Origin of the sequence: Candidatus Sarcina troglodytae (assembly GCF_015708635.1) — a bacterium.
GTDB lineage: Bacteria > Bacillota > Clostridia > Clostridiales > Clostridiaceae > Sarcina > Sarcina ventriculi.
In genome coordinates this window covers 16,119-37,849 of record NZ_CP051755.1, presented here as the reverse complement: position 1 = coordinate 37,849, position 21,731 = coordinate 16,119, and the positions used below count along the sequence as shown (strand labels likewise).

25 protein-coding genes and 1 pseudogene are annotated in these 21,731 nt (G+C 23.1%); 12 read left to right on the top strand and 14 right to left on the bottom strand.

Annotation, left to right across the window (positions count from 1 at the left end; translation table 11 throughout):
- The gene (locus HH195_RS11625; RefSeq protein ID WP_196372016.1) at positions 1-963 is read right to left on the bottom strand and encodes an AEC family transporter; all 963 of its coding nucleotides are present in this window, start codon (positions 961-963) and stop codon (positions 1-3) included.
- A gap of 393 nt (positions 964-1,356) precedes the next feature.
- On the opposite strand from HH195_RS11625, the gene HH195_RS11620 reads away from it, so the two are divergent.
- The 10 genes and pseudogenes from HH195_RS11620 to HH195_RS11575 all read left to right on the top strand — a co-directional run bounded on the left by HH195_RS11620 (position 1,357) and on the right by HH195_RS11575 (position 10,946).
- Positions 1,357-1,818, top strand: coding sequence for a MarR family transcriptional regulator (locus HH195_RS11620; protein WP_196372015.1), 462 nt, complete (start codon positions 1,357-1,359; stop codon positions 1,816-1,818).
- Positions 1,819-1,822: 4 nt separating this feature from the next.
- The gene (locus HH195_RS11615) at positions 1,823-2,386 is read left to right on the top strand and encodes a cyclase family protein (RefSeq protein WP_196372014.1); all 564 of its coding nucleotides are present in this window, start codon (positions 1,823-1,825) and stop codon (positions 2,384-2,386) included.
- 692 nt (positions 2,387-3,078) lie between these two features.
- Positions 3,079-4,965: a LysM peptidoglycan-binding domain-containing protein gene (locus HH195_RS11610; RefSeq protein ID WP_196372013.1), complete on the top strand. Its 1,887-nt coding sequence runs from the start codon at positions 3,079-3,081 to the stop codon at positions 4,963-4,965.
- Between the two features lie 631 nt (positions 4,966-5,596).
- The gene (locus HH195_RS11605) at positions 5,597-5,743 is read left to right on the top strand and encodes a hypothetical protein (RefSeq protein ID WP_196372023.1); all 147 of its coding nucleotides are present in this window, start codon (positions 5,597-5,599) and stop codon (positions 5,741-5,743) included.
- Positions 5,744-5,866: 123 nt separating this feature from the next.
- Positions 5,867-6,415, top strand: coding sequence for a hypothetical protein (locus HH195_RS11600; protein ID WP_196372012.1), 549 nt, complete (start codon positions 5,867-5,869; stop codon positions 6,413-6,415).
- Between the two features lie 12 nt (positions 6,416-6,427).
- Positions 6,428-6,982 (top strand): hypothetical protein, encoded by a 555-nt coding sequence (locus tag HH195_RS11595; protein ID WP_196372011.1) that lies wholly within the window; start codon positions 6,428-6,430, stop codon positions 6,980-6,982.
- 468 nt (positions 6,983-7,450) lie between these two features.
- Positions 7,451-7,573: pseudogene (locus tag HH195_RS12735) on the top strand (VanZ family protein); the annotation flags it as partial.
- Positions 7,574-7,623: 50 nt separating this feature from the next.
- Positions 7,624-7,788 carry a S26 family signal peptidase gene (locus HH195_RS11585; RefSeq protein ID WP_196372010.1) on the top strand — a complete coding sequence of 55 codons (165 nt, stop codon included), beginning with the start codon at positions 7,624-7,626 and terminating at the stop codon, positions 7,786-7,788.
- Between the two features lie 871 nt (positions 7,789-8,659).
- Positions 8,660-10,102: an SH3 domain-containing protein gene (locus HH195_RS11580; RefSeq protein ID WP_196372009.1), complete on the top strand. Its 1,443-nt coding sequence runs from the start codon at positions 8,660-8,662 to the stop codon at positions 10,100-10,102.
- A 67-nt stretch (positions 10,103-10,169) separates the two neighbouring features.
- Entirely contained in the window at positions 10,170-10,946 is a 777-nt protein-coding gene (locus tag HH195_RS11575) for a hypothetical protein (protein WP_196372008.1), read from the top strand.
- A gap of 780 nt (positions 10,947-11,726) precedes the next feature.
- Here the strand turns inward: HH195_RS11575 and HH195_RS11570 are convergent.
- From HH195_RS11570 to HH195_RS11560, 3 genes are all read right to left on the bottom strand, one after another.
- Positions 11,727-11,981, bottom strand: coding sequence for a hypothetical protein (locus tag HH195_RS11570; RefSeq protein ID WP_196372007.1), 255 nt, complete (start codon positions 11,979-11,981; stop codon positions 11,727-11,729).
- Positions 11,982-12,320: 339 nt separating this feature from the next.
- Complete coding sequence (locus HH195_RS11565) at positions 12,321-12,500, bottom strand: hypothetical protein (protein ID WP_207750894.1); 180 nt, start codon at positions 12,498-12,500, stop codon at positions 12,321-12,323.
- A 298-nt stretch (positions 12,501-12,798) separates the two neighbouring features.
- Positions 12,799-12,945 carry a hypothetical protein gene (locus tag HH195_RS11560; RefSeq protein ID WP_196372005.1) on the bottom strand — a complete coding sequence of 49 codons (147 nt, stop codon included), beginning with the start codon at positions 12,943-12,945 and terminating at the stop codon, positions 12,799-12,801.
- 346 nt (positions 12,946-13,291) lie between these two features.
- Between HH195_RS11560 and HH195_RS11555 the strand changes: the two genes are divergently transcribed.
- Positions 13,292-13,870 carry a VanZ family protein gene (locus tag HH195_RS11555; RefSeq protein ID WP_243278579.1) on the top strand — a complete coding sequence of 193 codons (579 nt, stop codon included), beginning with the start codon at positions 13,292-13,294 and terminating at the stop codon, positions 13,868-13,870.
- A gap of 408 nt (positions 13,871-14,278) precedes the next feature.
- Here the strand turns inward: HH195_RS11555 and HH195_RS11550 are convergent, their stop codons facing one another.
- The 9 genes from HH195_RS11550 to HH195_RS11510 form a co-directional block, all read right to left on the bottom strand.
- Positions 14,279-14,488, bottom strand: a complete 210-nt coding sequence (locus HH195_RS11550; RefSeq protein WP_196372004.1) for a helix-turn-helix transcriptional regulator — start codon at positions 14,486-14,488, stop codon at positions 14,279-14,281.
- A gap of 79 nt (positions 14,489-14,567) precedes the next feature.
- On the bottom strand, positions 14,568-14,738 hold the full coding sequence (locus tag HH195_RS11545; protein WP_196372003.1) for a hypothetical protein: 171 nt from the start codon (positions 14,736-14,738) through the stop codon (positions 14,568-14,570).
- A 28-nt stretch (positions 14,739-14,766) separates the two neighbouring features.
- The gene (locus tag HH195_RS11540; protein ID WP_196372002.1) at positions 14,767-15,111 is read right to left on the bottom strand and encodes a hypothetical protein; all 345 of its coding nucleotides are present in this window, start codon (positions 15,109-15,111) and stop codon (positions 14,767-14,769) included.
- Between the two features lie 36 nt (positions 15,112-15,147).
- Positions 15,148-15,372, bottom strand: a complete 225-nt coding sequence (locus HH195_RS11535) for a hypothetical protein (protein ID WP_196372001.1) — start codon at positions 15,370-15,372, stop codon at positions 15,148-15,150.
- A gap of 51 nt (positions 15,373-15,423) precedes the next feature.
- Positions 15,424-16,227, bottom strand: a complete 804-nt coding sequence (locus HH195_RS11530) for a hypothetical protein (protein WP_196371996.1) — start codon at positions 16,225-16,227, stop codon at positions 15,424-15,426.
- A gap of 674 nt (positions 16,228-16,901) precedes the next feature.
- Entirely contained in the window at positions 16,902-17,408 is a 507-nt protein-coding gene (locus HH195_RS11525; protein ID WP_196372000.1) for a hypothetical protein, read from the bottom strand.
- Between the two features lie 615 nt (positions 17,409-18,023).
- Positions 18,024-18,218 (bottom strand): hypothetical protein, encoded by a 195-nt coding sequence (locus HH195_RS11520; protein ID WP_196371999.1) that lies wholly within the window; start codon positions 18,216-18,218, stop codon positions 18,024-18,026.
- A 160-nt stretch (positions 18,219-18,378) separates the two neighbouring features.
- Complete coding sequence (locus tag HH195_RS11515) at positions 18,379-18,576, bottom strand: hypothetical protein (RefSeq protein WP_196371998.1); 198 nt, start codon at positions 18,574-18,576, stop codon at positions 18,379-18,381.
- Positions 18,577-18,595: 19 nt separating this feature from the next.
- Entirely contained in the window at positions 18,596-18,811 is a 216-nt protein-coding gene (locus HH195_RS11510) for a hypothetical protein (protein WP_196371997.1), read from the bottom strand.
- A gap of 856 nt (positions 18,812-19,667) precedes the next feature.
- On the opposite strand from HH195_RS11510, the gene HH195_RS11505 reads away from it, so the two are divergent.
- Complete coding sequence (locus HH195_RS11505; RefSeq protein ID WP_196371996.1) at positions 19,668-20,471, top strand: hypothetical protein; 804 nt, start codon at positions 19,668-19,670, stop codon at positions 20,469-20,471.
- A gap of 343 nt (positions 20,472-20,814) precedes the next feature.
- Here HH195_RS11505 and HH195_RS11500 read toward each other — a convergent pair whose 3' ends face one another.
- Positions 20,815-21,309 (bottom strand): hypothetical protein, encoded by a 495-nt coding sequence (locus tag HH195_RS11500; protein WP_196371995.1) that lies wholly within the window; start codon positions 21,307-21,309, stop codon positions 20,815-20,817.
- Between the last annotated feature and the right edge of the window lie 422 nt (positions 21,310-21,731).

Sequence of the window (21,731 nt, the reverse complement as noted above, 5' to 3'; positions counted from 1 at the left end):
TTAAACTGGAAATAATATTCTAGCTATACAAATTGCAAATGTCATAGTTATACTACATAAAAGAGTTGAAGTTAATACAGTTTGTGATACAAAATTGGGATGATTATCATATTCGACTGCAATAAGTGCTGCATTAACAGCAGTAGGTCCAGACAATACTATTATTAAAACTTCAGCCATAACTCCATTAAGACCTAAAATATAAATTAAAATTAAAGCTATGCATGGACTTATTATAAGTCTAAAAAAGTTTGAAATATAAACATCTGGATTTGATAGTTTAAACTTTGTTTTAGATAATTGGATTCCAAGTGTTATAAGAGCCACAGGAATTAAGGCATCTCCCATATAAATAAATGATGGCCATATAGGAATCATCTCTAAGTTATATGGGACAAGTTTTAATAAAAAAGCTAATGCAATTGCATATATTGCAGGCATTTTTAAAACCTTAATAATTGCCGTTTTTAAATCTACCGTAGCTCGACCAGCGTTTATAAATCCTAAAGTATTACTCATAATAGTTTGAAAAGTCATAATAAGTATTTGACAAGTTAGCGCTAAAGTTAAATATGGAGTTTTTCCATCAATAACAAATGGAGCACTACTAAATACCAAAGTAATCAAAGGAATTCCTATGTTTCCACTATTAAAAAGACATATAGAATTAGTCATTGCACCAACAAAATCTCTATTATACCCTCTAACTTTAGAAATAATGAACGGTATAATTAAATTACATATAAATACTAATGCCGTTACAAAAATTACATCTATTAGTTTAAAAGATATATTTGATTTATATAAATCAGTAAATATAAAACTTGGTACAAAAACATAAAAATTTAATTTGCTAAGAGTTTTTACATCCAAAGTAAATTTTTTACCCAAAACATATCCGACTAATATTACTACGAATATGGGTAAAATGTTATGTAATAAAATAAATAAAAAAATCTCCATTTTATATAAACAATCCCTCGATATTCTTTATTATTTTTTTAATAAAACTTATTCTTCTCGTTCCCCCCTAAATTATATATTTTAAATAAAGCTTAACTTAAATATAATAAAACATTTCGTCTAAGAAAAGACATAAATAAAATTATTAGTAACTAATAATTTTCATAGTTACTTATGAATAACATATAATTAAGTTTCTTATAAGCATATTATATATTATTGATATTTAAAAATAAATTAATATGTCGTTTATTTATATATTTTAATAATATCATTCTTGTAATTTAATAGAAAATAAAATTATTGACATATAAATAGTTGAGTGTTAATATAATTTCCAAGGACACTAAATAGTTTCCTTGGAAACTATTTTAGTGGGAAGGAGTTGTTAAATTGGGTGATGATTTCTTTGAAAAATTTGCAGAACTTTGCGAAAAACAAGATATTTTAACAGAATTAAATACGGTAGATGATTTAAAAGGATATAATTATTCAGAGGTGCATTGTATTGATGCTATTGGAAAATTAGAGCATCCAAATGTAGTGAATATTGCTAAAAAGCTTAATATGACTAAAAGTGCAATAAGTAAGATTACTAAAAAACAAATAGCTAAAGGATTAATTGTTAGTTATAAACTTGAAACTAATAAAAAAGAAGTTTATTTTAAATTTACTGACAAAGGTAAGAAATTATTTATTGAACATAATAAAAGACATGAAAATTGGATAAATAGTCAAAAACAATTTTTACAAACTCAATCTAAAGAAACTTTAATTATGGTTAATAAATTTTTAGATGATTTCAATAATTACTTAAAAAATAAAATAGAACAAATTGATAAAAAAGGAGAATAAATTTATGCTAATAGATATAACAGCTTTAATATCAGAGGATATGTTAAAAAAAGCAGAAAAAAATTTAAATTTAATTACTTATGGACATTTAGGAACTCATTTTGATGTTATGAATAAGAAATTTCCTTTAGAATTTATACAAAGAAACGGCATAGTTTTTGATATATCAAATGTAAAAGATAGAGATATTGATATTCATGATATTGATTTAAATTTAGTTAAAAAAGATATGTTTGTGGCATTTTATTCTGGGTGCATAGATAGGATACCTTATGGAAGTAAAGAATATTTTAAAAATCATCCACAATTATCTTATGAATTAATAGAAGAACTCTTAAAGAAACAAATATCTATTATAGGAATTGATTTTTCGGGAATTAGAAATGGTAATGAGCATATTCCAGCTGATCAAAAGTGTGCAGACAATGGAGCTTTTGTTATAGAAAACTTGTGTAATTTACACAAGGTGTTGAATAATAAAAAAAGTGCAGAATTTATTGCAAATACTTATCCAGTAAATTTTCAAGGGATGTCAGGTTTACCATGTAGAGTAGTAGCTAAAATATAATATAATTAAATTGATTACTAAAATAAGATAAATTAATTAAATTTATTGAAAGTGAGTAATAAAATGAATTTTAATTAAATAAACACTAATTTAAATCTAAAACGAAAACTACATTTTTTTAAAGATTTTTAGTTATAATGAATAAAAATATTAAATTAAGACAAGAATTAAAATACATAAATAAACTAGCTTTCCCCCAAAGCTAGTCTCCCCAATTCTAAATTAGATATATTTTATAAAAAACATAATAAATATGCATGTTTAGCATATTTATTATGTTTTTTCGCTTTACTACTTATTTAATTTAAATATAATGAAAAAGTAAATAAAGGTAGAGTAAATTTATTATTACATCTTTTCTAAAAATATTTCCATGTTTTACTTAGTATATACTATTATTTTTACAGTAAGAATCCATATTGCATATGATATAAACATATTTATATCATTAAATATATTTATGAATGAATTGTTAATAGTTTAAATAATTAAATGGTTTTTTTGTAAAATATATCTTGATTATGGCTAATTTTAGGAATATAATTCATAACAGATATTAGAAATAATATAAATAAATTTATGGATGGGCATTATTTTTCTAAATTTTTAGATATTATAATTATAAATTTATCAGTTTTATATATTTTTATTATAGAAAAACAATGTTCACTAACTAAATGGGGGTTAACAAAATGAAAAGAAATAAAATCGTGTCAATCTTGGAGTATTCAGCAAGGAATAAAATGTTAGCTGGAATTTTAGCAGTTTCTTTAATAGGAGCTGGAGGGGTGTTCTTATCAAATAATACAAACTTTATTAATAACACCGTAGGAATTAACAAAGTTGTGTTAGCGCAAACATCTCATTCTTCTACTATATTATATACAGTACAAACCGGAAATACATTAAGTGGAATAGCATATAAATATGGAGTAACAGTTTCTCAATTGCAACAATGGAACAATATATCTAATCCAAATTTAATATATACTGGGCAAGTATTAAAAATCTATCAAATGTCAGAAGGTCAAGCAAGTGGAAAAAATCGAACAAGTAGTTCAAGCAATTCATCATATACTACATATACAGTACAAGCCGGAAATACGTTAAGTGGTATAGCCTATAGATATGGAGTGACAGTTTCTCAATTGCAACAATGGAACAACATACCTAATCCAAACCAAATATATGTTGGGCAAATATTAAATATTTATACTAATACTTCAAACAGCACAAATAACTCTTTAAGTAATACAACTAAATCTAATAATAATTCAAGTAATAAACATAGCAATTCATCATATACTGCATATACAGTACAAGCCGGAAATACGTTAAGTGGTATAGCCTATAAATATGGAGTAACAATTTCTCAATTACAACAATGGAACAACATACCTAATCCAAACCAAATATATGTTGGACAAACACTAAAAATTTATATTAACACTTCAAATGGTGTAGGTAACCCTTCAAGTAAAATAACTAAATCTACTAGCACTACAAAGCAAGTAAAAGAAACTTCAAAAGATAAATTTCGTTCACCTCATGTGGTATCAAATCATAATGGAAATGAACCATACAAAATAGCAAGAATAAACACAAATATTGTTAATGTTAGAGAACGTGCTAATATAAATTCAAGCATAATATGTAAGTTAAATAAAAATGCAGAAGTAGAAGTATTAGGAGAAACTAATGGTTGGTATAAGATAGTTGATGGTAATGATCAAATAGGGTATATATATCATACTTATCTAAATGTAGGAAGCAAAACTTATTATTCACCCAATATAGGTGGTCACGTTAATAATATGAATCAAGGTGGTATACCTGATACAAAAGTAATAAATTCTAATGATAGTTCATCAGTTAAGGCAACTTCATCAAAAGATAGGATAATATCCTCTAACTCAACATATTCATCTTATTTTGGAAGTTGGACTATCAATACCAATCCTGTAGAAACTATACAAGATGGAATTTCTAACGGTTCAAGTTCATTCCCAAAAACAATATTCTTAAATAAATCAGAATTCATTTATGGTAATCAAGTAATAAAAAATCCAGTATACAAAATAGTAAATAAAGATTCTTCATATTTCTTAGGTGCTGAAGAATTTTGTCCTCAAATATTTGGAGAGAATGGGACAGATAACGTAAAAGTATTGGTAATTGAAGATTCAAATAACACAAGTAATAATTATTCATTTATAATATATAATAATAAGTTGCTTACATCTAATGGCGAATATTTCTATGGATATACATTAAGTAATTCATCTACCACAGGAATTATTGGTTCTACAAAAAATGTAGAATGTAATCAACCAGAAAATTCAAGTTCAACAATCAATAAAACAGGAACAGCATATATATATCAACCAACAGGTGACGAATTAGCTGGCATTTATGAAGGGGCAAGTGGAAATACTACACTAGAAACAGCATTAAAATCAGGAACTAAAGTAACAGTTTTAGGCTCAGAATATGGATTTTATAAAATAGAATATGATAATAATAAAATTGGATATGTACCTGCTCGATATTTATCTTTCAATAAACCACAAAAGAACTAAAATTTAAAATAAATCTATTATAATAGTAGATTTATTTTATGTATTAATAAAGTTAATTATTCAAATAAATTTTATGAAAGATTTAAAAATCTTCCTGTAAGAGTTCTAAATTTAGTAAAAGCAGTAATAGATTAATTTTTATTACTGCTTTTTTAATGTTACATTTGTAACTTCTAAACTTGAACATGCAATAGTTAATAAAAATTTTGATGAATTTACATAAAAGCATAAGTTTAGAATTGATTTAATAGAAAAAAGAGTGATAGAATATATAATAAAAATTCTAAATGTAAATTACGTAGATGTAAATGAGTAAAATTCACAATTCTTAGGATTCTATAAATATTTTGGATTTGAAGTTTTTAAGAAATATGTGATTTATGATTAATATAAAATATTTACTATAATTTATATAAAATTAAAATAATATAATATTTAACACTTTTATAAAATAATTTATTTTGAAAAGGTATAATTATGCCAACAGAAATAGCATGAAAAATTTTTTCCCATAAGGAGCTTAGAGAAAAAGAATTATTAAATATATACAGCATTGAATATGTTAAAACTAGACGAAAAGTTACTAGTATTAAATTCTATGTTAAGGATTTAGAACCTAGAACTTATAAATTTGAAACTAAAAAAGATTTCGATAAACCTAAAAAAAGTGCCTAGTTTTGCTAACTTTACTCAAAGACAATATGATTATGATAAACTTGAAAAGCAACTTTTAGGATGGGATAATTTCGAGGATAACTATGAAATTGATGATATTTAAAATACTATAAATTTAAAATATCTGTATATTTAAATTTATTAATACAGCCCAAATATTAAATTATTTACTTAAAATGATAAAATATGGTATAATTATAAAAACTTAAATTAGGGGATAGCTTTTATGAAATTTTATATTAATAATAAAGATATATCACTATTTAGAAGATTTTTATTGAATAAGCATTATGTTATTAGATCATATTCTCGCAAATTTGAAAGTAAAATAATTTTTTATTCTATGACTTTTCTTTTAGGAATAATAACTTTTTTTTATGGTAAGAATTTAATGAATTCAATAAGTTTGACAAGCGATGATAAATACTCATTTTATACTGCATGTCTAATTTCTTTAGTTATATTTGCTTTAATATCAAAATTATTTCTGTCTATATTAATGCTTAGTAAATTAAATAAGTATTATATTAAGGAATATAAAAAATTTATTGGAAAAAATGAATTAGAAATAAAAAATAAAATTATTTGTATTAAAAATTTACAATATGAATTAAATCTTAAAATTGATGATGTAAAATATAAAACCTCATATAATGCTTATACTTTATTTATGAATGAGTATAAAGAAGTATTGTTTTTTATAAATATGTCTGAATTAGATCAAGATGATAAAGAATTCATTAATAATAATTTTAATGAGATTAGATTTATTTAGGGGTAACACATTATGAAATATGATTACAATATAACTCAAAATGACTTCTTGCTTTGGAGTGATAAATATAGAAAGTATAAGAACAATAAGAAATTAATGTTTCTTGCTATGAAACTGTCAATTTTAATGGTTATATCTATATTTATTATATTATTTGCTCAATTTAAAATTAAATATCGAGGTTTAAAATTAAATATAAGCAGTTTAATTCTATTTATCATATGTATTGTAGTTTTAACAATATATACATATATATTATTAAATAAATTCAATAAAAAGGATTATAATCTTATATATATATTATATAATGAAAAGAAGTCTATGAATAAATATATAAACAATACTTATGGTATATTTTTAGATAAAGATATTTTAAAAATTACAGATAGCAACTCATTTTATAAAGCTACTAAACAGGATATTGAATGTATAATAATTGATAATGATTTTATTACAATTATGTTTAAAAACTTTAGAGATATTTTTATTCCGCTACAGAACAAAGATTCAAAAGAAATAAGTGAGGCTATTTGCAATATATTTAAAGATAAAACAATAATACATTAAATTAAGGAACTAATGTAAAATACTAGAATCTTTATATTGCACTATTAAAAGTACGTTTCTAATTAATATTAAAACTGTATTGAAATTTGCTATGCCTATATATATTATGTATTATTTATCATCTAGGTTATTAAATAAAAATAGCAACAAGACTTTATATAGAATTCTTATAGAATTTTGTTTTACTGGGTATATTATTACTGTTTTATTACTTACAGACGTATTATCTATAAATTTAATTAATTTTAATAGTATTAAATTAACACCCAATTTAATTCCATTATTGCAAACTGTAAAAGACTTTTTTTATTATCGATATGGAGCCGCTCAACAAGTATTATTAAATATTATATTTTTTATTCCATTTGGTTTATTTTTTTCATATCTTTATAATAAAAAAATAAACTTATAAGAATGACTATTATAGCATTATTATTTTCTTTATTTATAGAATGAACCCAATATTTTTCAGGAAGATATTTTGATATTGATGATATAATATGGAATACAATAGGAGCAATAATTGGATTATTAATATATAGTTTTATAGGAAAAATTGTATGTAGAAAAAATATATTACAGAGAAATTAATAGACAATAGTTTAAAAAAGAGAATATTTTTTATATTGAAAGTGATAATAATGAAGAATATAGGAAAGATTGATGAAGATCATGTTAAATATTTAGATAGGAAATCTAATATACCTAAAGAAAAATTTCTTATGTTAGGAGATAATAGAGCAAGTAGTAATGATGTAAGTGCAAAAGCTCAATTTATAATATATTCATTGAATAGAATTAGATAATATAAATTAAACAAATATATATTAAGTTTAAAAAGCATAGTTGATTATATTTAATAAGGAATTTTAAAGAGAAAATAATATAACTATAAAGGATTAAAAATACCTATAAAAGGTGATTTTTAATTAGGTTTCATGAAATGTTAGAAGCAGAACTTAATGAATATTTAATATATTAATTGGTATAATCCAATTTTGATATACTGGGCGGATACAAATCCACCGTGCTCTCTATAATATATATTCCATAAAGTCCCTATTTTAACAACTAATTTTACTTTATTATTTTTTTTAAATTACCTATAATGCTTTCATCTAATGAAGCCTTATCTCTCACATTTAAAACACTTGCTGTAACTATACCATAGCTATCTACATTTTCAATATCAGCTGGTTTAGTAAATTTATTTACAAATTATTAATATAAAGTTTATTTTTCTTTATAACACTAATAAATACTCTATTTTTATAAAAAGTATTAATTTATTACAAATGAATCATATATACTCTTGTAAAGGTAAATACTATAATTAACAGCTTTGAGCAACTAGTATTGATATCAATAATATCACCTTATTTAAAATCTTATTTTTAACCCCTGCAATCAATTAATATTATATTAGAAAGTCATTAAATATATTTATGGTCAAATTGTTTATAATTCAAATAATTAAATGGTTTTTTTGTAAAATATATCTTGATTATGGCTAATTTTAGGAATATAATTCATAACAGATATTAGAAATAATATAAATAAATTTATGGATGGGCATTATTTTTCTAAATTTTTAGATATTATAATTATAAATTTATCAGTTTTATATATTTTTATTATAGAAAAACAATGTTCACTAACTAAATGGGGGTTAACAAAATGAAAAGAAATAAAATCGTGTCAATCTTGGAGTATTCAGCAAGAAATAAAATGTTAGCTGGAATTTTAACAGTTTCCTTAATAGGAGCTGGAGGGGTGTTCTTATCAAGTAATGCTAGCATTTCAAATAACACTATCGGAATTAATAAAACGGTGTTAGCGAGAACAATAAATAATAGTGGTAATAAAGCTTGTGTTATAAATGGAAATGATAGTTTAGTTCTTTATACATCAGCAAGTAATTCAAATATACAATCATATATATCTGTTGGAGAAATGTTAACAATAAATAGTTACAGTAATGGCTATTATAATGTTACAGTTCAAGAAACTGGAGCAACAGGATACATTTCATCATCAGATATGCAAAAAATAGTAAGTGGGGTTGAGGATAATTTAACTTCATTAAGCGGAACAGCCTATACAACAAATGTTTCAACTATGGTTAATTTAAGGGAAGAAGCAACAATGAACTCAACAACTCTTGCAAAATTAAAAAACAATACATCAATAACTTTGCTTGGAAAACAAGGTGATTGGTATAAAGTTAGTTATAATGAAACAATAGGATATATTTATGGAGAGTACATAGCAATAGCAAACTCAAATACAAATTCTAGTGCAATAAATAATACTTCATTATCTTCTAATAATAAGCCAAAAATAATGAGAACAACAAGTTCTAATTCTAAAAATAGTTCAATTAAAGTTACTTCATCTCATAGTAAAGCAAATAAAAATAAGGAAACAGTTAAAAACACACAATCAAATTCAACAGCAGGATATGTATACGAACCTATAGGAGATGGACTTGTAGGAGTATATCAAGATGCAAGTGATCAAACGACTCTTGAAACAACTTTAAAATCAGGTACTAAAGTAACTGTTTTAGGTGAAACTAATAATTGCTATAAAATAGAATATGGTAATAATGAAATTGGTTATATAGGAAAACAATTTATAAGTTTTAATAAGCCAACAGTTAAGAATACACAATCAACTTCAACACCTAATAGTAAAACAAATAATATAACAAAAACAATAAATAATCCATCAACTAAAACTACATCTACAAGTAGTAGTAATTCACAAAGTATAAATCAATTAAAGCAGATGTATTTATCTAAGGTAGGTGAAGTACAACAAGAAATTAATGGATTACCAAAGCCAGAAACTGATGCACAATTACTTTCTACAGCAAATCTAGAAATTAAATGTTGGGATACAATGTTAGGTAATATTTTAAATTCACTAGAGGGAGTTTTAACACAAAATCAAATATTCCAATTAAGATCAAATGAATATAAATGGTTAGATAATATGGAGTCAACAGTGAATCAAATTAAAAATGCAGGAGGTAGTAGTTCAGCTGCACTTGCTGCAAGTAAAGAAGCAACTTTAACTAAAGCTAGATGTTATTATTTGGTTAATACTTATATGTAAAATAATTAAATATATATTTAAAAATATAAAAATTAAAGTATACATGTCCTAGAAAGGATTTAAAGAAATGAGTAAAAATAAACTTATAGTACTAATAGTTGTAGCTGTTATAGTTGCGTGTGGAGTAGGTTATTACGGTTATACAACAGTAAAAGCAAGTACAGTATCAGAGAATACAAGTAATAGTTTAAAAGAAAATAAACCTTTGTTTTCAACAGCAGAATCAAATCTTTATTATAAATTAGAACAAGCTGTTGGAGATGAAGGTATGCCAAGTGACTCTATAACAGTAAACTTAAATAATACAGTAACTATAAATGGAGAAGCATATTATAAAGTTTATAACTATGCTACAAGGTCAGCCTATACAACACCAGAAATATATGAAGGAGAAAATAATAATTTTTCACAATTAATGTCTGAGCCTATTTATGTTTCAGAAAGTGGAGGTGTTATTAAAGACACTTCAAGTTCAACAAGTACAGAATTTAATAATAATTTAGAAAATTTAAGCCAAAATGAACAGTATAATTCTCTTTATCAAATAGTAGCAGAATATGTTGAAGGTTATACTGCAAATAATCCCAATTATAAATTATCTAAAAATGATAATTATGAGGGAAATTTAAATAATGTACCAACTATAAAAATAAATTTAAATACTTATAAAACAATAAATAATATAAAATGTTATGAAGCAACAGTAAGCTTAAACTCAAAAGAAATAACAATCTATGCTGCCTTGGATGGATATATATATATTCCATCTAAAACAAACTATGAAGAGCTATTCTTCCCAACATACTTGAATCAAAGTATAACTGTGGAAGATAGCAATGTTTAAATAAAAATGTAACTATACAATAATATTAAGTCATGAAAAAGTACAAGTATTTATTACTTGTGCTTTTTTTAATCTTCAAAACTTAACGTATTTGATACTTATAAAAAATAACACATAAATATTATAATAGAATCTTATATATAAATAATAAATTCCTAAAATTTACAAAAAAATATTTATTTTGTGTAATATATGTACTATATAAAATTATAAAAGAGGGGTGAAAATTTAAGTGGAAAAAGAAGACAAGAAAGTTTTAGCAATCAGTTTATTAGCGTTAATAGTAAGTATAATAACATTAATAATTAATGTATTAACATTTTAAAGTTTTAATACTATATATTTATTTAATTTAAGAAAAAAATAAACAGTAATAGAAATTAATCTACTGCTGCTTTTACTAAGTTTAGTACTATTACAAAAGATTTTAGCTAAACTATAATAACATAAATCCTGTTAAAATATAAGTTTTATTATCTATCTATATTTATTAAAAATCCTTTTATTATGGCATATAAACTCTAGTATGAAAATTTTCCACAAAATTATCTCCTAATGGTAATTATTCTTCTATCACAAAATACTGCATATTTTCATTATCTCCAAGGCATTTTATACTAAGTTTATAAGCTTGTACATTAACGTTTTCTTCAATGGTTTCTGCTTCTAAAACATTTAATGTAGCTCTGTAATTATAGTAAGTTATAAATTCCCTATTACCTAAATTATCTGTTCTTACAAGGCTTACAGCACATTTTGCACTACTATAAGTATGTTTTATTATATAACCGCTCCTTGTAATCTTGCCAAAGCTGGAGTATTAACACTATAAATTTCTAGTTCTAAATCTATATCTTCTATTTTATCATTAGCCACAATTTTTCTTGTTACAGTATTTATGTATTCTGTTTTTTTATTTGTACTTGATATAGCTGTTTTAGCTATGTCAAAAATGTAATTTTCTCCGTAGTTAGAACCTTCTTTAAAGGCTATCAAAACATCTTCTAAGCCTGTTATTATCTTTATACCGCTCATATAATTTATTCCTTTCTATATTTGTATTATACAAGTACTTAAATTCATCGAACTATATACCTAAATTATTAATGTATGTAAATATTATGTTTTTATTATAATTTTCACACTAAATAATAATATATTTTAATATTATTTATAAAAGTAATAGCTATCTATATTTTAATCCAATCATTTCTGTCTATTTTAGGACGTATCAGCGAACGATTAGGACAATTATATATATTCCAAGTTTTCTATAACTGTGATATTGTTGTCTATAAATTCTCTTATTTTCCAGCTTGTATACTTCTAAATTAGCCTCATCATATTCTTGTGTTTCGTCAAACCATTCCTGTTTTACTTTTTTGCACATTCAGAACATAGTTGTATTTCCATTTCATCACCATCAAAGATAGAACTATAACCTCTATTGTTTATTTTAAAAATTTGTATATCTTCTTTGTGATCTTGTAACGTATTGCAACAAAAGCATAACATTTCCTTATTATATTTGAATATTTGAGAATTATTCAACACTATATTCTTTATACTCTCATTTCTTATTTTCTCTTCCTCCAATTATATGAATATTTGTTTGTTTTTGTAATTTTCTTTATATGTATATAATTAGTTAAAGATATTAAAAAAAGGAGGATATAATAAAAATATAAGTAGACAGGTTAAATTAGAGACAATAGAAACACTTTGTAATTATTTAGAGATTAGTTTGGTGGAATTTATGGATTTTGAGTAAAATATGAATACATTAAAGTATATGCTAAAAGTCTATGTTTAAAGGCATATTTTTTTGATATGCCTATTTTTTTTGTTCCTCTTATAATATTGATAATGGTAATCTTCCTTTTAATATATCTTTGATTATTGAACCAGGTTTATCAAATTCTTTTAATTTTAAATATAGCTGTATATCCTCCTCTTTTATTCGAGAAAATTCCACAGTTATTATTGATCTTTTTACCATACTTTTTACTCCTTTTCTAATATTATTTGAAAAAAATCACTTTATTTAACGATTATAATGTAGATAGTAAAATATATAAAATTTACAAGGAGGAATTTTAGGAAATTAGTGGAATATATATTATGAGGAGCATGGTGGTTTTGTATCAGCACAGTATATCAATAAACTAGAGTAATAAGAAAGGACGTAAGGAATAATTCTCCTTAAAACCAAATTTTAATTTAACTTATATTAATATGTAACGAAAGTTTATGTTAAATTAAAAAACATTATATTAATAATATTTTTTAAACATGTTATTTTATGTATATAAATTAAATAAATATAATTTTATAAAGGAGAATATATGGGCTTTTTAATGAGAACTATTATAAGTTTTAGTTGTGCATTTTTATTGATAACTATCTTGAATTTTACAATATTTAAAAAGAAAAAATGCATTTATTATTTATTTGGATATATATTTTTATTATATCTTATGATTGCATTAACACAAATTGTTGGATTTCCCTCTTTACATGAATGGAAAAGGTCGTTAAGATTAAATCAACCAATAATAAACCCAAATATAAACTTATATCTATTTAAAGATGGTATAGAAATATCATCTATTCTTAACATAATATTTTTTATACCATTAGGGTTTTTGTTACCAATTTTATGGGAAAAATATCATAATTTATGGAAATCTATCAGTTTTGGAATACTCTTTTCATTAATTATTGAATTTGGACAATTATTTGTTAAATATCGTGTAACTGATATCGACGATTTAGTAACAAATGTTATTGGAACAATTTTAGGATGGATTCTTTTTCAAGTTTTAAAAAAGATTTTTTTTAAAGCTAAAAATAATACTTTAACTTTTAAATTAGAACCTTATGTATATATCATAATAGCAATCACATTTGCTTTTTTAGATTAAAATTTCTATATAAACCAATTTTTAATATTAGCTTGTATAATATAGACTTTAAATTATATATTTTATAAGCTAATATTTTTTTGCACATGAACTACCACAAGTTATAGAAGTGGATGGCTTCTTGGTCAATATCTCTACTGGAACAAGTTTACCCAAACTTATAGGGTAGTTCCTACCCCAATATAATCAATAATTATCTACTCATCTCACACTTTAGAAGATGGGAGAATTTCTCACATTACTGTTAAAAATTTTGTTTTGTGTTTACAACACCCATTATATAATTTTAAAAATATTAATTTAAGCTTCTTATTTTTATCTAGACAAAATTCAAATGAAAACTTTTATAATCTATGTTTTTATTTTACAATAATGTTTTCTCTTTATCAATACATATATTATAAATTTTTATATTTCTTCTGCATAAAAAATATTTTCAAATGATGTATTTAATGCTTTGGATATTAAAAAGGCAGTTTCTAAAGATGGCAACGTTCTGTTACTGCATATATTATTTAACGCCTGCCTGCTTATTCCAGCGTTTTTAGCAAGATCTATTTGCCTTATTCCATGTTCTTCTAAAAATTCTTTAATATTATTTTTTATAACAATATTCAATTTCAAATCAACCCCTTTGAATTTAATTGTTTTTACTAATGATGATATACTTATATGAGAACACATAAGTTTTTATTAATTAAGATTCATTTTCTTCTAGTATATTCTTATTATTTAGTAATGATTTTAATTCTTTAAAATTATTAACCAACTGGTTTTTTGAAAAAGATATATTCTTTAAGATTGCTTTACCTTTAAATATGTTTTTATCTTTAAAAATTATCTTTTCATAACCTTTTTTCCATTTCACCGTTTTTAAATATTTTCTTACTTCTTTTTCATCTTTTAAAAGTGCATGAGGAATATAAATTATTAAGTTTATGCCTAATCTTAGGTCTAAAAAATTCAATTGTTACTTTATCAGTTTTTAATAAAAGTTTAGCTATTTTTAGTTTTAAATCATAAAAAGTTCTTACTAAAACTAAATATTCATTTTTCTTCTCCAAATCTTTTGTTATTGCTATTTTGTTTTTATAATATTTTGCACATTTAGTTAACCAAATAGCTGTTTTACTCAATTCTAAAATTAAACTATCTTCTATATTTCCATTTTCTCTTAAATTATTTATTTCTTTATCAAGTTCTCTTATAACTTCATCTTTCATTTTATCAACTTTAATCATAATTTTTCTCCTTTTTAGTTTATTTCCTAATCATCATTAACTCCAGCCTAAAAGTTGCTTTTCTAATTTATCATAATCATATTTTCTTTGTGCAAAGTTAGCTGTAGTAGGAGTAACATTTGGTTCAATATTGCCAATTTCATAATCATCGTCATTAGAATCAGCCCAACTCAAAAGCTGTGCTTCTAATTTATCATAGTCATATTCTCTTTGAGTAAAGTTAGCAAAGTTAGAAGGTTTATTATTGTTGTTTTTAGACATAACTGTATTATTGTTTAATATAGAAGTTTGTTTTGTTACCCAATTATTTTTTTAAGCAGATATTAAAGCACCAACAAAGTTTCTACAAGACATATTTTTAACTATATTAAGTTTTTCTAATAAGTATTCAAAAGATATTTTACGCATTTTTATCAAATCTAAAATTCTGTTATAAGCATTAAGATCATCATTAAAATTTTCTTTTAATAACTCTAAAGTATTATTATCAACAACAAACTCATCTTCTATATTTCCAGGAGTCTCTTTTATAACAGTTTTCTTTATTTTATCTAGTATGCTATTTGTAGTTGTTGTATTTGTATCTTTTTTAGTTATAGTTTTGTTTATTTGTTTATTGTTCTTTTGTTTGCCCATTTGAGAGCATAGCCCCCTTTCCCTTTTGACAGCAACCCCTATGCTTTCATTTTGGCAAAGGTCATTAGTAGAATTAGATTGTTGTTTTAAAGATTCAAAATGATTCTTTACATAATTAACAAATTCAAAATATTTTTCACCTAAAGCAATACAGCTATAAGTACCAGCACTACCATTTTCTTTTAAATCGGTTTTCTTTATTCTGATAAGTTTCTTTATAACTAATCCAACCTTCTCCATCTTTTTAAATCTAGCACCTATAGTTTTTGTACCTATCCCAAAAAATGACAATTCTTTTTCAAAGGCTGAGTAATTAGCCCAATAGTATTTCACATCACCTTCTAAATGGTAAGTCATTTTACCAGACTTTCTAATATTCTCAAACATTCTTAAAATAGCTAAATCTTTTATGTCCAATCCTAACTCTATTGCTTTATCTACACTAAATCCCTTTTCTATTCTTAAAAATTCTTTATTCATTTACTTATCCACCTTTCTCTTTTTGGATAAATAAAAAAGTTCTAACCCCTATAAAATAACTATAAAGATTAGAACTTTGGAAACTGTTTTACAAATTATACTTTATAAATATTTAATAGACTTTAAAAAAAGTAGAATAAATATATTGAAATAAGAGTATAATTAATGTATAATTAAGCTATATTAAAACTAAGGATTAGTTTTATTTAGTAGCGTTAATTAATAAGTTTCGTTAATCCAAACTTTATAGATATGGTGTAGATATCTATAACTTAATTTATTAAATGTCTGGTAAACATTTAATAAACGGGTTAATGGAACTTTTTTATTTATATAAAATTTTTTCAAATTAAAATTCTTATTTAATTAATAATATTTATATTGTAAAAACTAGAATTTAATTCTAACTAATGTTTAAATTTCTTGCTTATATAATATCACCTTTTAATAAAATATGCAACATAAAATTTGTATAGAATATAGTTATCATGCGTGTTACATAAAATCATTTTAAATTTTTATATATATTTTTGAAAAATCCTTACAAATGGCTTTATTGCTATATAGTTAAAATTTAACAAATGGTTAAAAAAAGCAAAAAAAAAATTTTATAATTTTTTATAAATTCATGAGAATCGCTTTATTTTAAATTAAAAAGCAACTTTAATTTTGTATTATCTAATAACTTCAATTGCACGTAGATCATTTTTATAAAAAGAAATAACTAAAACCTTATCCCCCTCAGTTGATTTTAAATAAAAATCCTTTGAACATGAAACATTTTCTATAAAAACATTCTTCTCTGGAAAGGAGATATTAAAGCAATAAAATACTTTTTTTCGCTTATTTTGCTTCCGAGTCTGTGTAAATTTCTTTTCTATAATACCATATTGCGCTTTTTGATATAAACTACAATGTATTGAAATAATGCTTTTAATAATTACAAAAATACATATAATCATAAGTATTACTATGATGCCAATAATAATTTTATCTGTAAGTTTAAAATTATCTGTTAGCATTATTATAAAATATGTTAACATAAAGACAATTACTGCTAAGGAAGCATAAAGTCCTATAATAGTTTTTAGCCTATGTTTTTTTATTATTCTTAATTGAGAGGCTGAAAACTCTATTCTATCTAATTCATTAATATTAATAGCTTTTTTAATATTATCCATAAAAATCCTCCATTAATTTATTTTGTTATTAAATTCAATATACTAATTATATCACCATAAAAATACAGTATACCTTTTTAAAACAATTTATTTTATAAAAGTATCATTTAAACTATTTTATTAAATGTTTAATATAAAAATATCAAAGTAAATTTGTTTGTAGTTTAAATGACTGTTAATTAAAAGTGTTAATTAAACTATAGTTATTATAACATTGAGTAATAACACCATGTATATACTTATAAAATCTAAAATATGTTACTGATGTCAAAAAGGTTAAGTTTTGATACTATATAATATTTTCAGGATTTGTAATTAATAAAAAATGCATGAATATATATTAACGTAATAATTAATTGTGAAGGGAATTGGTAAGTATTTATGCAGTTTTTAAGAAAGAAAGGTATTTTTAAAGATGTTTTTACGGATAAGACAATTATAGGATTTATTAAAGTTTTCATATTATCTATAGTGTTGACTTTAATAATATGTACTCCTGTTAGTTTAATATGTAAATATATTACATATGTCTTAGATTCTTCACTATCAGTAATTATAAATTCATATTTTAAAATTTCACACTCTTCAAAATTGCCAGATTCAGAACTAAAGCACTTAATTAGGAGAAATTTCTCCAGGCAGAACAGTATCATAACAACTTAAATAAGTTTTTTCTCCGTTTGGTAATTTTATTGTAACCTTATATCCAGTTAATGTCTCATCACTATTATTAGTGTAAGTTACCTTCATATAAACAGTTCCTGTAGAATCTGCTGCAAGCACCTTTATATCTAAATCAAAGTCTTCCAACTTAACAGCAGTTTCATTCTCTTTATTACCTGATGTTTGACTAATTATTATATTGATACTATCCTTATTTTCTGTAGCTGAATCTGTTATTCCATAAGCTACAAATGATAATGTAGTAGTAAAAACTAATGCTCCAACATTTAATTATTATAATAATTTATTATGTTTTATTAAGATGTTTTATTTTGGTTAAATAGCCTATACCTAAACCAATTAACATATACCCACTTATAGAAATTAAAAATGATATTATAGAAATGATACCTTTATTACTTACAAATATAGGTAATATTATCCATATTATTAATAATGTAATTCCAGATAGTATACTAAGTAAAGCGATTTTTTTCTTCTGCATTTATATCCCACCTTATGTATTATATTATCCATCCAAATGCATAACTTGCACAAGATTGTATGAAACCTATCAATCCTTTGTTTGAATTATTTATGGTATTAAAATTTATAGATGTAAAGCAAGAACATATTACAAGTCCTATTACACAAACAATAAATATGCCTACAAGAATTTTAATTACTTTATAATCATGCTCTCTTTTGCTATATAAATAATTATACTTATTTTTTTTCATAACACTCACTCCTTATTCTTAACCCTCTTTATTACATTTTGCTCCCATAATTTTGTTTAGTCAATATTTTACACATAATAAAAATACATAACAAATATACTAAAAAACAGTATATCTATTATGTATTCTGTGAAATATATCTAGTTTAAATAGGAAACTAGTCCTGGAGTAGCTAGTTAGTTTATTTTTTTGTATCTTAATTTTTGTTCTAATTTAATATTTATATTCATAATATAAAAAATTATAAAAATTTTTTTGCTTTTTTTAACCAGTTGTTAAATTTTAACTATATAGCAATAAAGCCATTTGTAAGCATTTTTAGAAAAGTTGAGGTAATATAATAATAATTATATTACCTCAATTCGGCATGATATCTATATTCCAAAGAAATTTTATGTTGCATATCTTGAAAAAAAATGATAATATATAAGCAAGAAATTTAAACATTAGTTAGAATTAAATTCTAGTTTTTACAATATAAATATTATTAATTAAATAAGAATTTTAATTTGAAAAAATTTTATATAAATAAAAAAGTTCCATTAACCCGTTTATTAAATGCCTGAGAAACATTTAATAAATTAAGTTATAGATATCTACACCATATCTATAAAGTTTGGATTAACGAAACTTATTAATTAACGCTACTAAATAAAACTAATCCTTAGTTTTAATATAGCTTAATTATACATTAATTATACTCTTATTTCAATATATTTATTCTACTTTTTTTAAAGTCTATTAAATATTTATAAAGTATAATTTGTAAAACAGTTTCCAAAGTTCTAATCTTTATAGTTATTTTATAGGGGTTAGAACTTTTTTATTTATCCAAAAAAGAAAGGCGGATAAATATATGAATAAAGAATTTTTAAGAATAGAAAAGGGATTTAGCGTAGACAAGGCAATAGAGTTAGGATTGGACATAAAAGATTTAGCTATTTTAAGAATGTTTGAGAATATTAGAAAATCAGGTAAAATGACTTACCATTTAGAAGGTGATGTGAAATACTATTGGGCTAATTACTCAGCCTTTGAAAAAGAATTGTCATTTTTTGGGATAGGTACAAAAACTATAGGTGCTAGATTTAAAAAGATGGAGAAGGTTGGATTAGTTATAAAGAAACTTATCAGAATAAAGAAAACCGATTTAAAAGAAAATGGTAGTGCTGGTACTTATAGCTGTATTGCTTTAGGTGAAAAATATTTTGAATTTGTTAATTATGTAAAGAATCATTTTGAATCTTTAAAACAACAATCTAATTCTACTAATGACCTTTGCCAAAATGAAAGCATAGGGGTTGCTGTCAAAAGGGAAAGGGGGCTATGCTCTCAAATGGGCAAACAAAAGAACAATAAACAAATAAACAAAACTATAACTAAAAAAGATACAAATACAACAACTACAAATAGCATACTAGATAAAATAAAGAAAACTGTTATAAAAGAGACTCCTGGAAATATAGAAGATGAGTTTGTTGTTGATAATAATACTTTAGAGTTATTAAAAGAAAATTTTAATGATGATCTTAATGCTTATAACAGAATTTTAGATTTGATAAAAATGCGTAAAATATCTTTTGAATACTTATTAGAAAAACTTAATATAGTTAAAAATATGTCTTGTAGAAACTTTGTTGGTGCTTTAATATCTGCTTAAAAAAATAATTGGGTAACAAAACAAACTTCTATATTAAACAATAATACAGTTATGTCTAAAAACAACAATAATAAACCTTCTAACTTTGCTAACTTTACTCAAAGAGAATATGACTATGATAAACTTGAAAAACAACTTTTAGGGTGGGAATAGTTAAAAAATAAATAGATTTTTATTTGGAACATTACATATATTATTTTATAAATTGTGATGATTAGTTTTACTTATTGTAGAGAAAATATTACCTTCTATAAAATATAAGTTTTAGTAATAAATACTATAAAGTAGTATTTGTATTTTATTTCTGCAGAGGTAATATATAATTTATATTCAATAAATAATGTTAATTAGAGTATATTAGTGATTCTTCACCAGTAACATTGTTAGTAAGATAGATTTGTATATTATTTAAATCTATTTTACTAGTATCATAATCTAAATAGGATTGAAAAAAATAAATTGTTTTTATATTCTCATTATAATGATTAGTTGAATTAATATCATTTATATAACGTTCATTATATCCAATAATTGGGTTTATATTATATATATTAACATAATCTTTTGATTTCAATTTTATATTATAGTCTTTTAAAATAGATTCAATCATTTTAGAGTTATCATAATTTAGATTGTAAATATTAAATTGAATTAGTTTCCAAGATTCAAGGTTAACAATACTTTCAATATTAAAGTTAATTTCATTTAAACATACTTCTTTATGCAAATGAGAGTAATTTTTATCGTCTTGAACTAAATTGTAATTTATATTAATTTTTTTATCATTATCGGAAAGATTTGCGGTTCCATCACCTGATAGCTTATAATTAATATTCATAAAATTATTCCTTTTTTTAGCTATAAAACATTCACTCATTTATGAAAAAATTTATAAAGGTTGATAAAGCAATATAAAGAATATGTAAAAACTTTAATCGAAAACAGATTGAGATCTTTAGATAAGGAACGCTAGAATCACTAGTGTTTTTATTTAAGTAATTTTTAGGTTGAAAATTTAATTTTGCCATATGCCTTATTTGCAATACTATTTTATATCTATTAACTTATCACATTTTCTTTTTTAACTTCGCTTGTTACTATAATTAAAAAATGAATTTATACAGTTAATATTATTTAAAATTAGAATTATTTTTAGTTTGATATCTAGCATATATTTTAAAGAAAGATTAAATGGAACATGGATATATCTTGAATCCGACCTCTTTCTTTAAATAAGTATTAAGTTTGTTTTTTTAGAAT

What these genes read in the sequence shown, in the direction of transcription:
- HH195_RS11625 (WP_196372016.1), bottom strand. Translation starts at nt 963, where the DNA reads ATGGAGATTTTTTTATTTATTTTATTACATAACATTTTACCCATATTC.
- HH195_RS11615 (WP_196372014.1), top strand. Translation starts at nt 1,823, where the DNA reads ATGCTAATAGATATAACAGCTTTAATATCAGAGGATATGTTAAAAAAA.
- HH195_RS11610 (WP_196372013.1), top strand. Translation starts at nt 3,079, where the DNA reads ATGAAAAGAAATAAAATCGTGTCAATCTTGGAGTATTCAGCAAGGAAT.
- HH195_RS11600 (WP_196372012.1), top strand. Translation starts at nt 5,867, where the DNA reads ATGAAATTTTATATTAATAATAAAGATATATCACTATTTAGAAGATTT.
- HH195_RS11595 (WP_196372011.1), top strand. Translation starts at nt 6,428, where the DNA reads ATGAAATATGATTACAATATAACTCAAAATGACTTCTTGCTTTGGAGT.
- HH195_RS11585 (WP_196372010.1), top strand. Translation starts at nt 7,624, where the DNA reads ATGAAGAATATAGGAAAGATTGATGAAGATCATGTTAAATATTTAGAT.
- HH195_RS11580 (WP_196372009.1), top strand. Translation starts at nt 8,660, where the DNA reads ATGAAAAGAAATAAAATCGTGTCAATCTTGGAGTATTCAGCAAGAAAT.
- HH195_RS11575 (WP_196372008.1), top strand. Translation starts at nt 10,170, where the DNA reads ATGAGTAAAAATAAACTTATAGTACTAATAGTTGTAGCTGTTATAGTT.
- HH195_RS11570 (WP_196372007.1), bottom strand. Translation starts at nt 11,981, where the DNA reads ATGAGCGGTATAAAGATAATAACAGGCTTAGAAGATGTTTTGATAGCC.
- HH195_RS11560 (WP_196372005.1), bottom strand. Translation starts at nt 12,945, where the DNA reads ATGGTAAAAAGATCAATAATAACTGTGGAATTTTCTCGAATAAAAGAG.
- HH195_RS11555 (WP_243278579.1), top strand. Translation starts at nt 13,292, where the DNA reads ATGGGCTTTTTAATGAGAACTATTATAAGTTTTAGTTGTGCATTTTTA.
- HH195_RS11540 (WP_196372002.1), bottom strand. Translation starts at nt 15,111, where the DNA reads ATGATTAAAGTTGATAAAATGAAAGATGAAGTTATAAGAGAACTTGAT.
- HH195_RS11535 (WP_196372001.1), bottom strand. Translation starts at nt 15,372, where the DNA reads ATGTCTAAAAACAACAATAATAAACCTTCTAACTTTGCTAACTTTACT.
- HH195_RS11530 (WP_196371996.1), bottom strand. Translation starts at nt 16,227, where the DNA reads ATGAATAAAGAATTTTTAAGAATAGAAAAGGGATTTAGTGTAGATAAA.
- HH195_RS11525 (WP_196372000.1), bottom strand. Translation starts at nt 17,408, where the DNA reads ATGGATAATATTAAAAAAGCTATTAATATTAATGAATTAGATAGAATA.
- HH195_RS11515 (WP_196371998.1), bottom strand. Translation starts at nt 18,576, where the DNA reads ATGCAGAAGAAAAAAATCGCTTTACTTAGTATACTATCTGGAATTACA.
- HH195_RS11510 (WP_196371997.1), bottom strand. Translation starts at nt 18,811, where the DNA reads ATGAAAAAAAATAAGTATAATTATTTATATAGCAAAAGAGAGCATGAT.
- HH195_RS11505 (WP_196371996.1), top strand. Translation starts at nt 19,668, where the DNA reads ATGAATAAAGAATTTTTAAGAATAGAAAAGGGATTTAGCGTAGACAAG.
- HH195_RS11500 (WP_196371995.1), bottom strand. Translation starts at nt 21,309, where the DNA reads ATGAATATTAATTATAAGCTATCAGGTGATGGAACCGCAAATCTTTCC.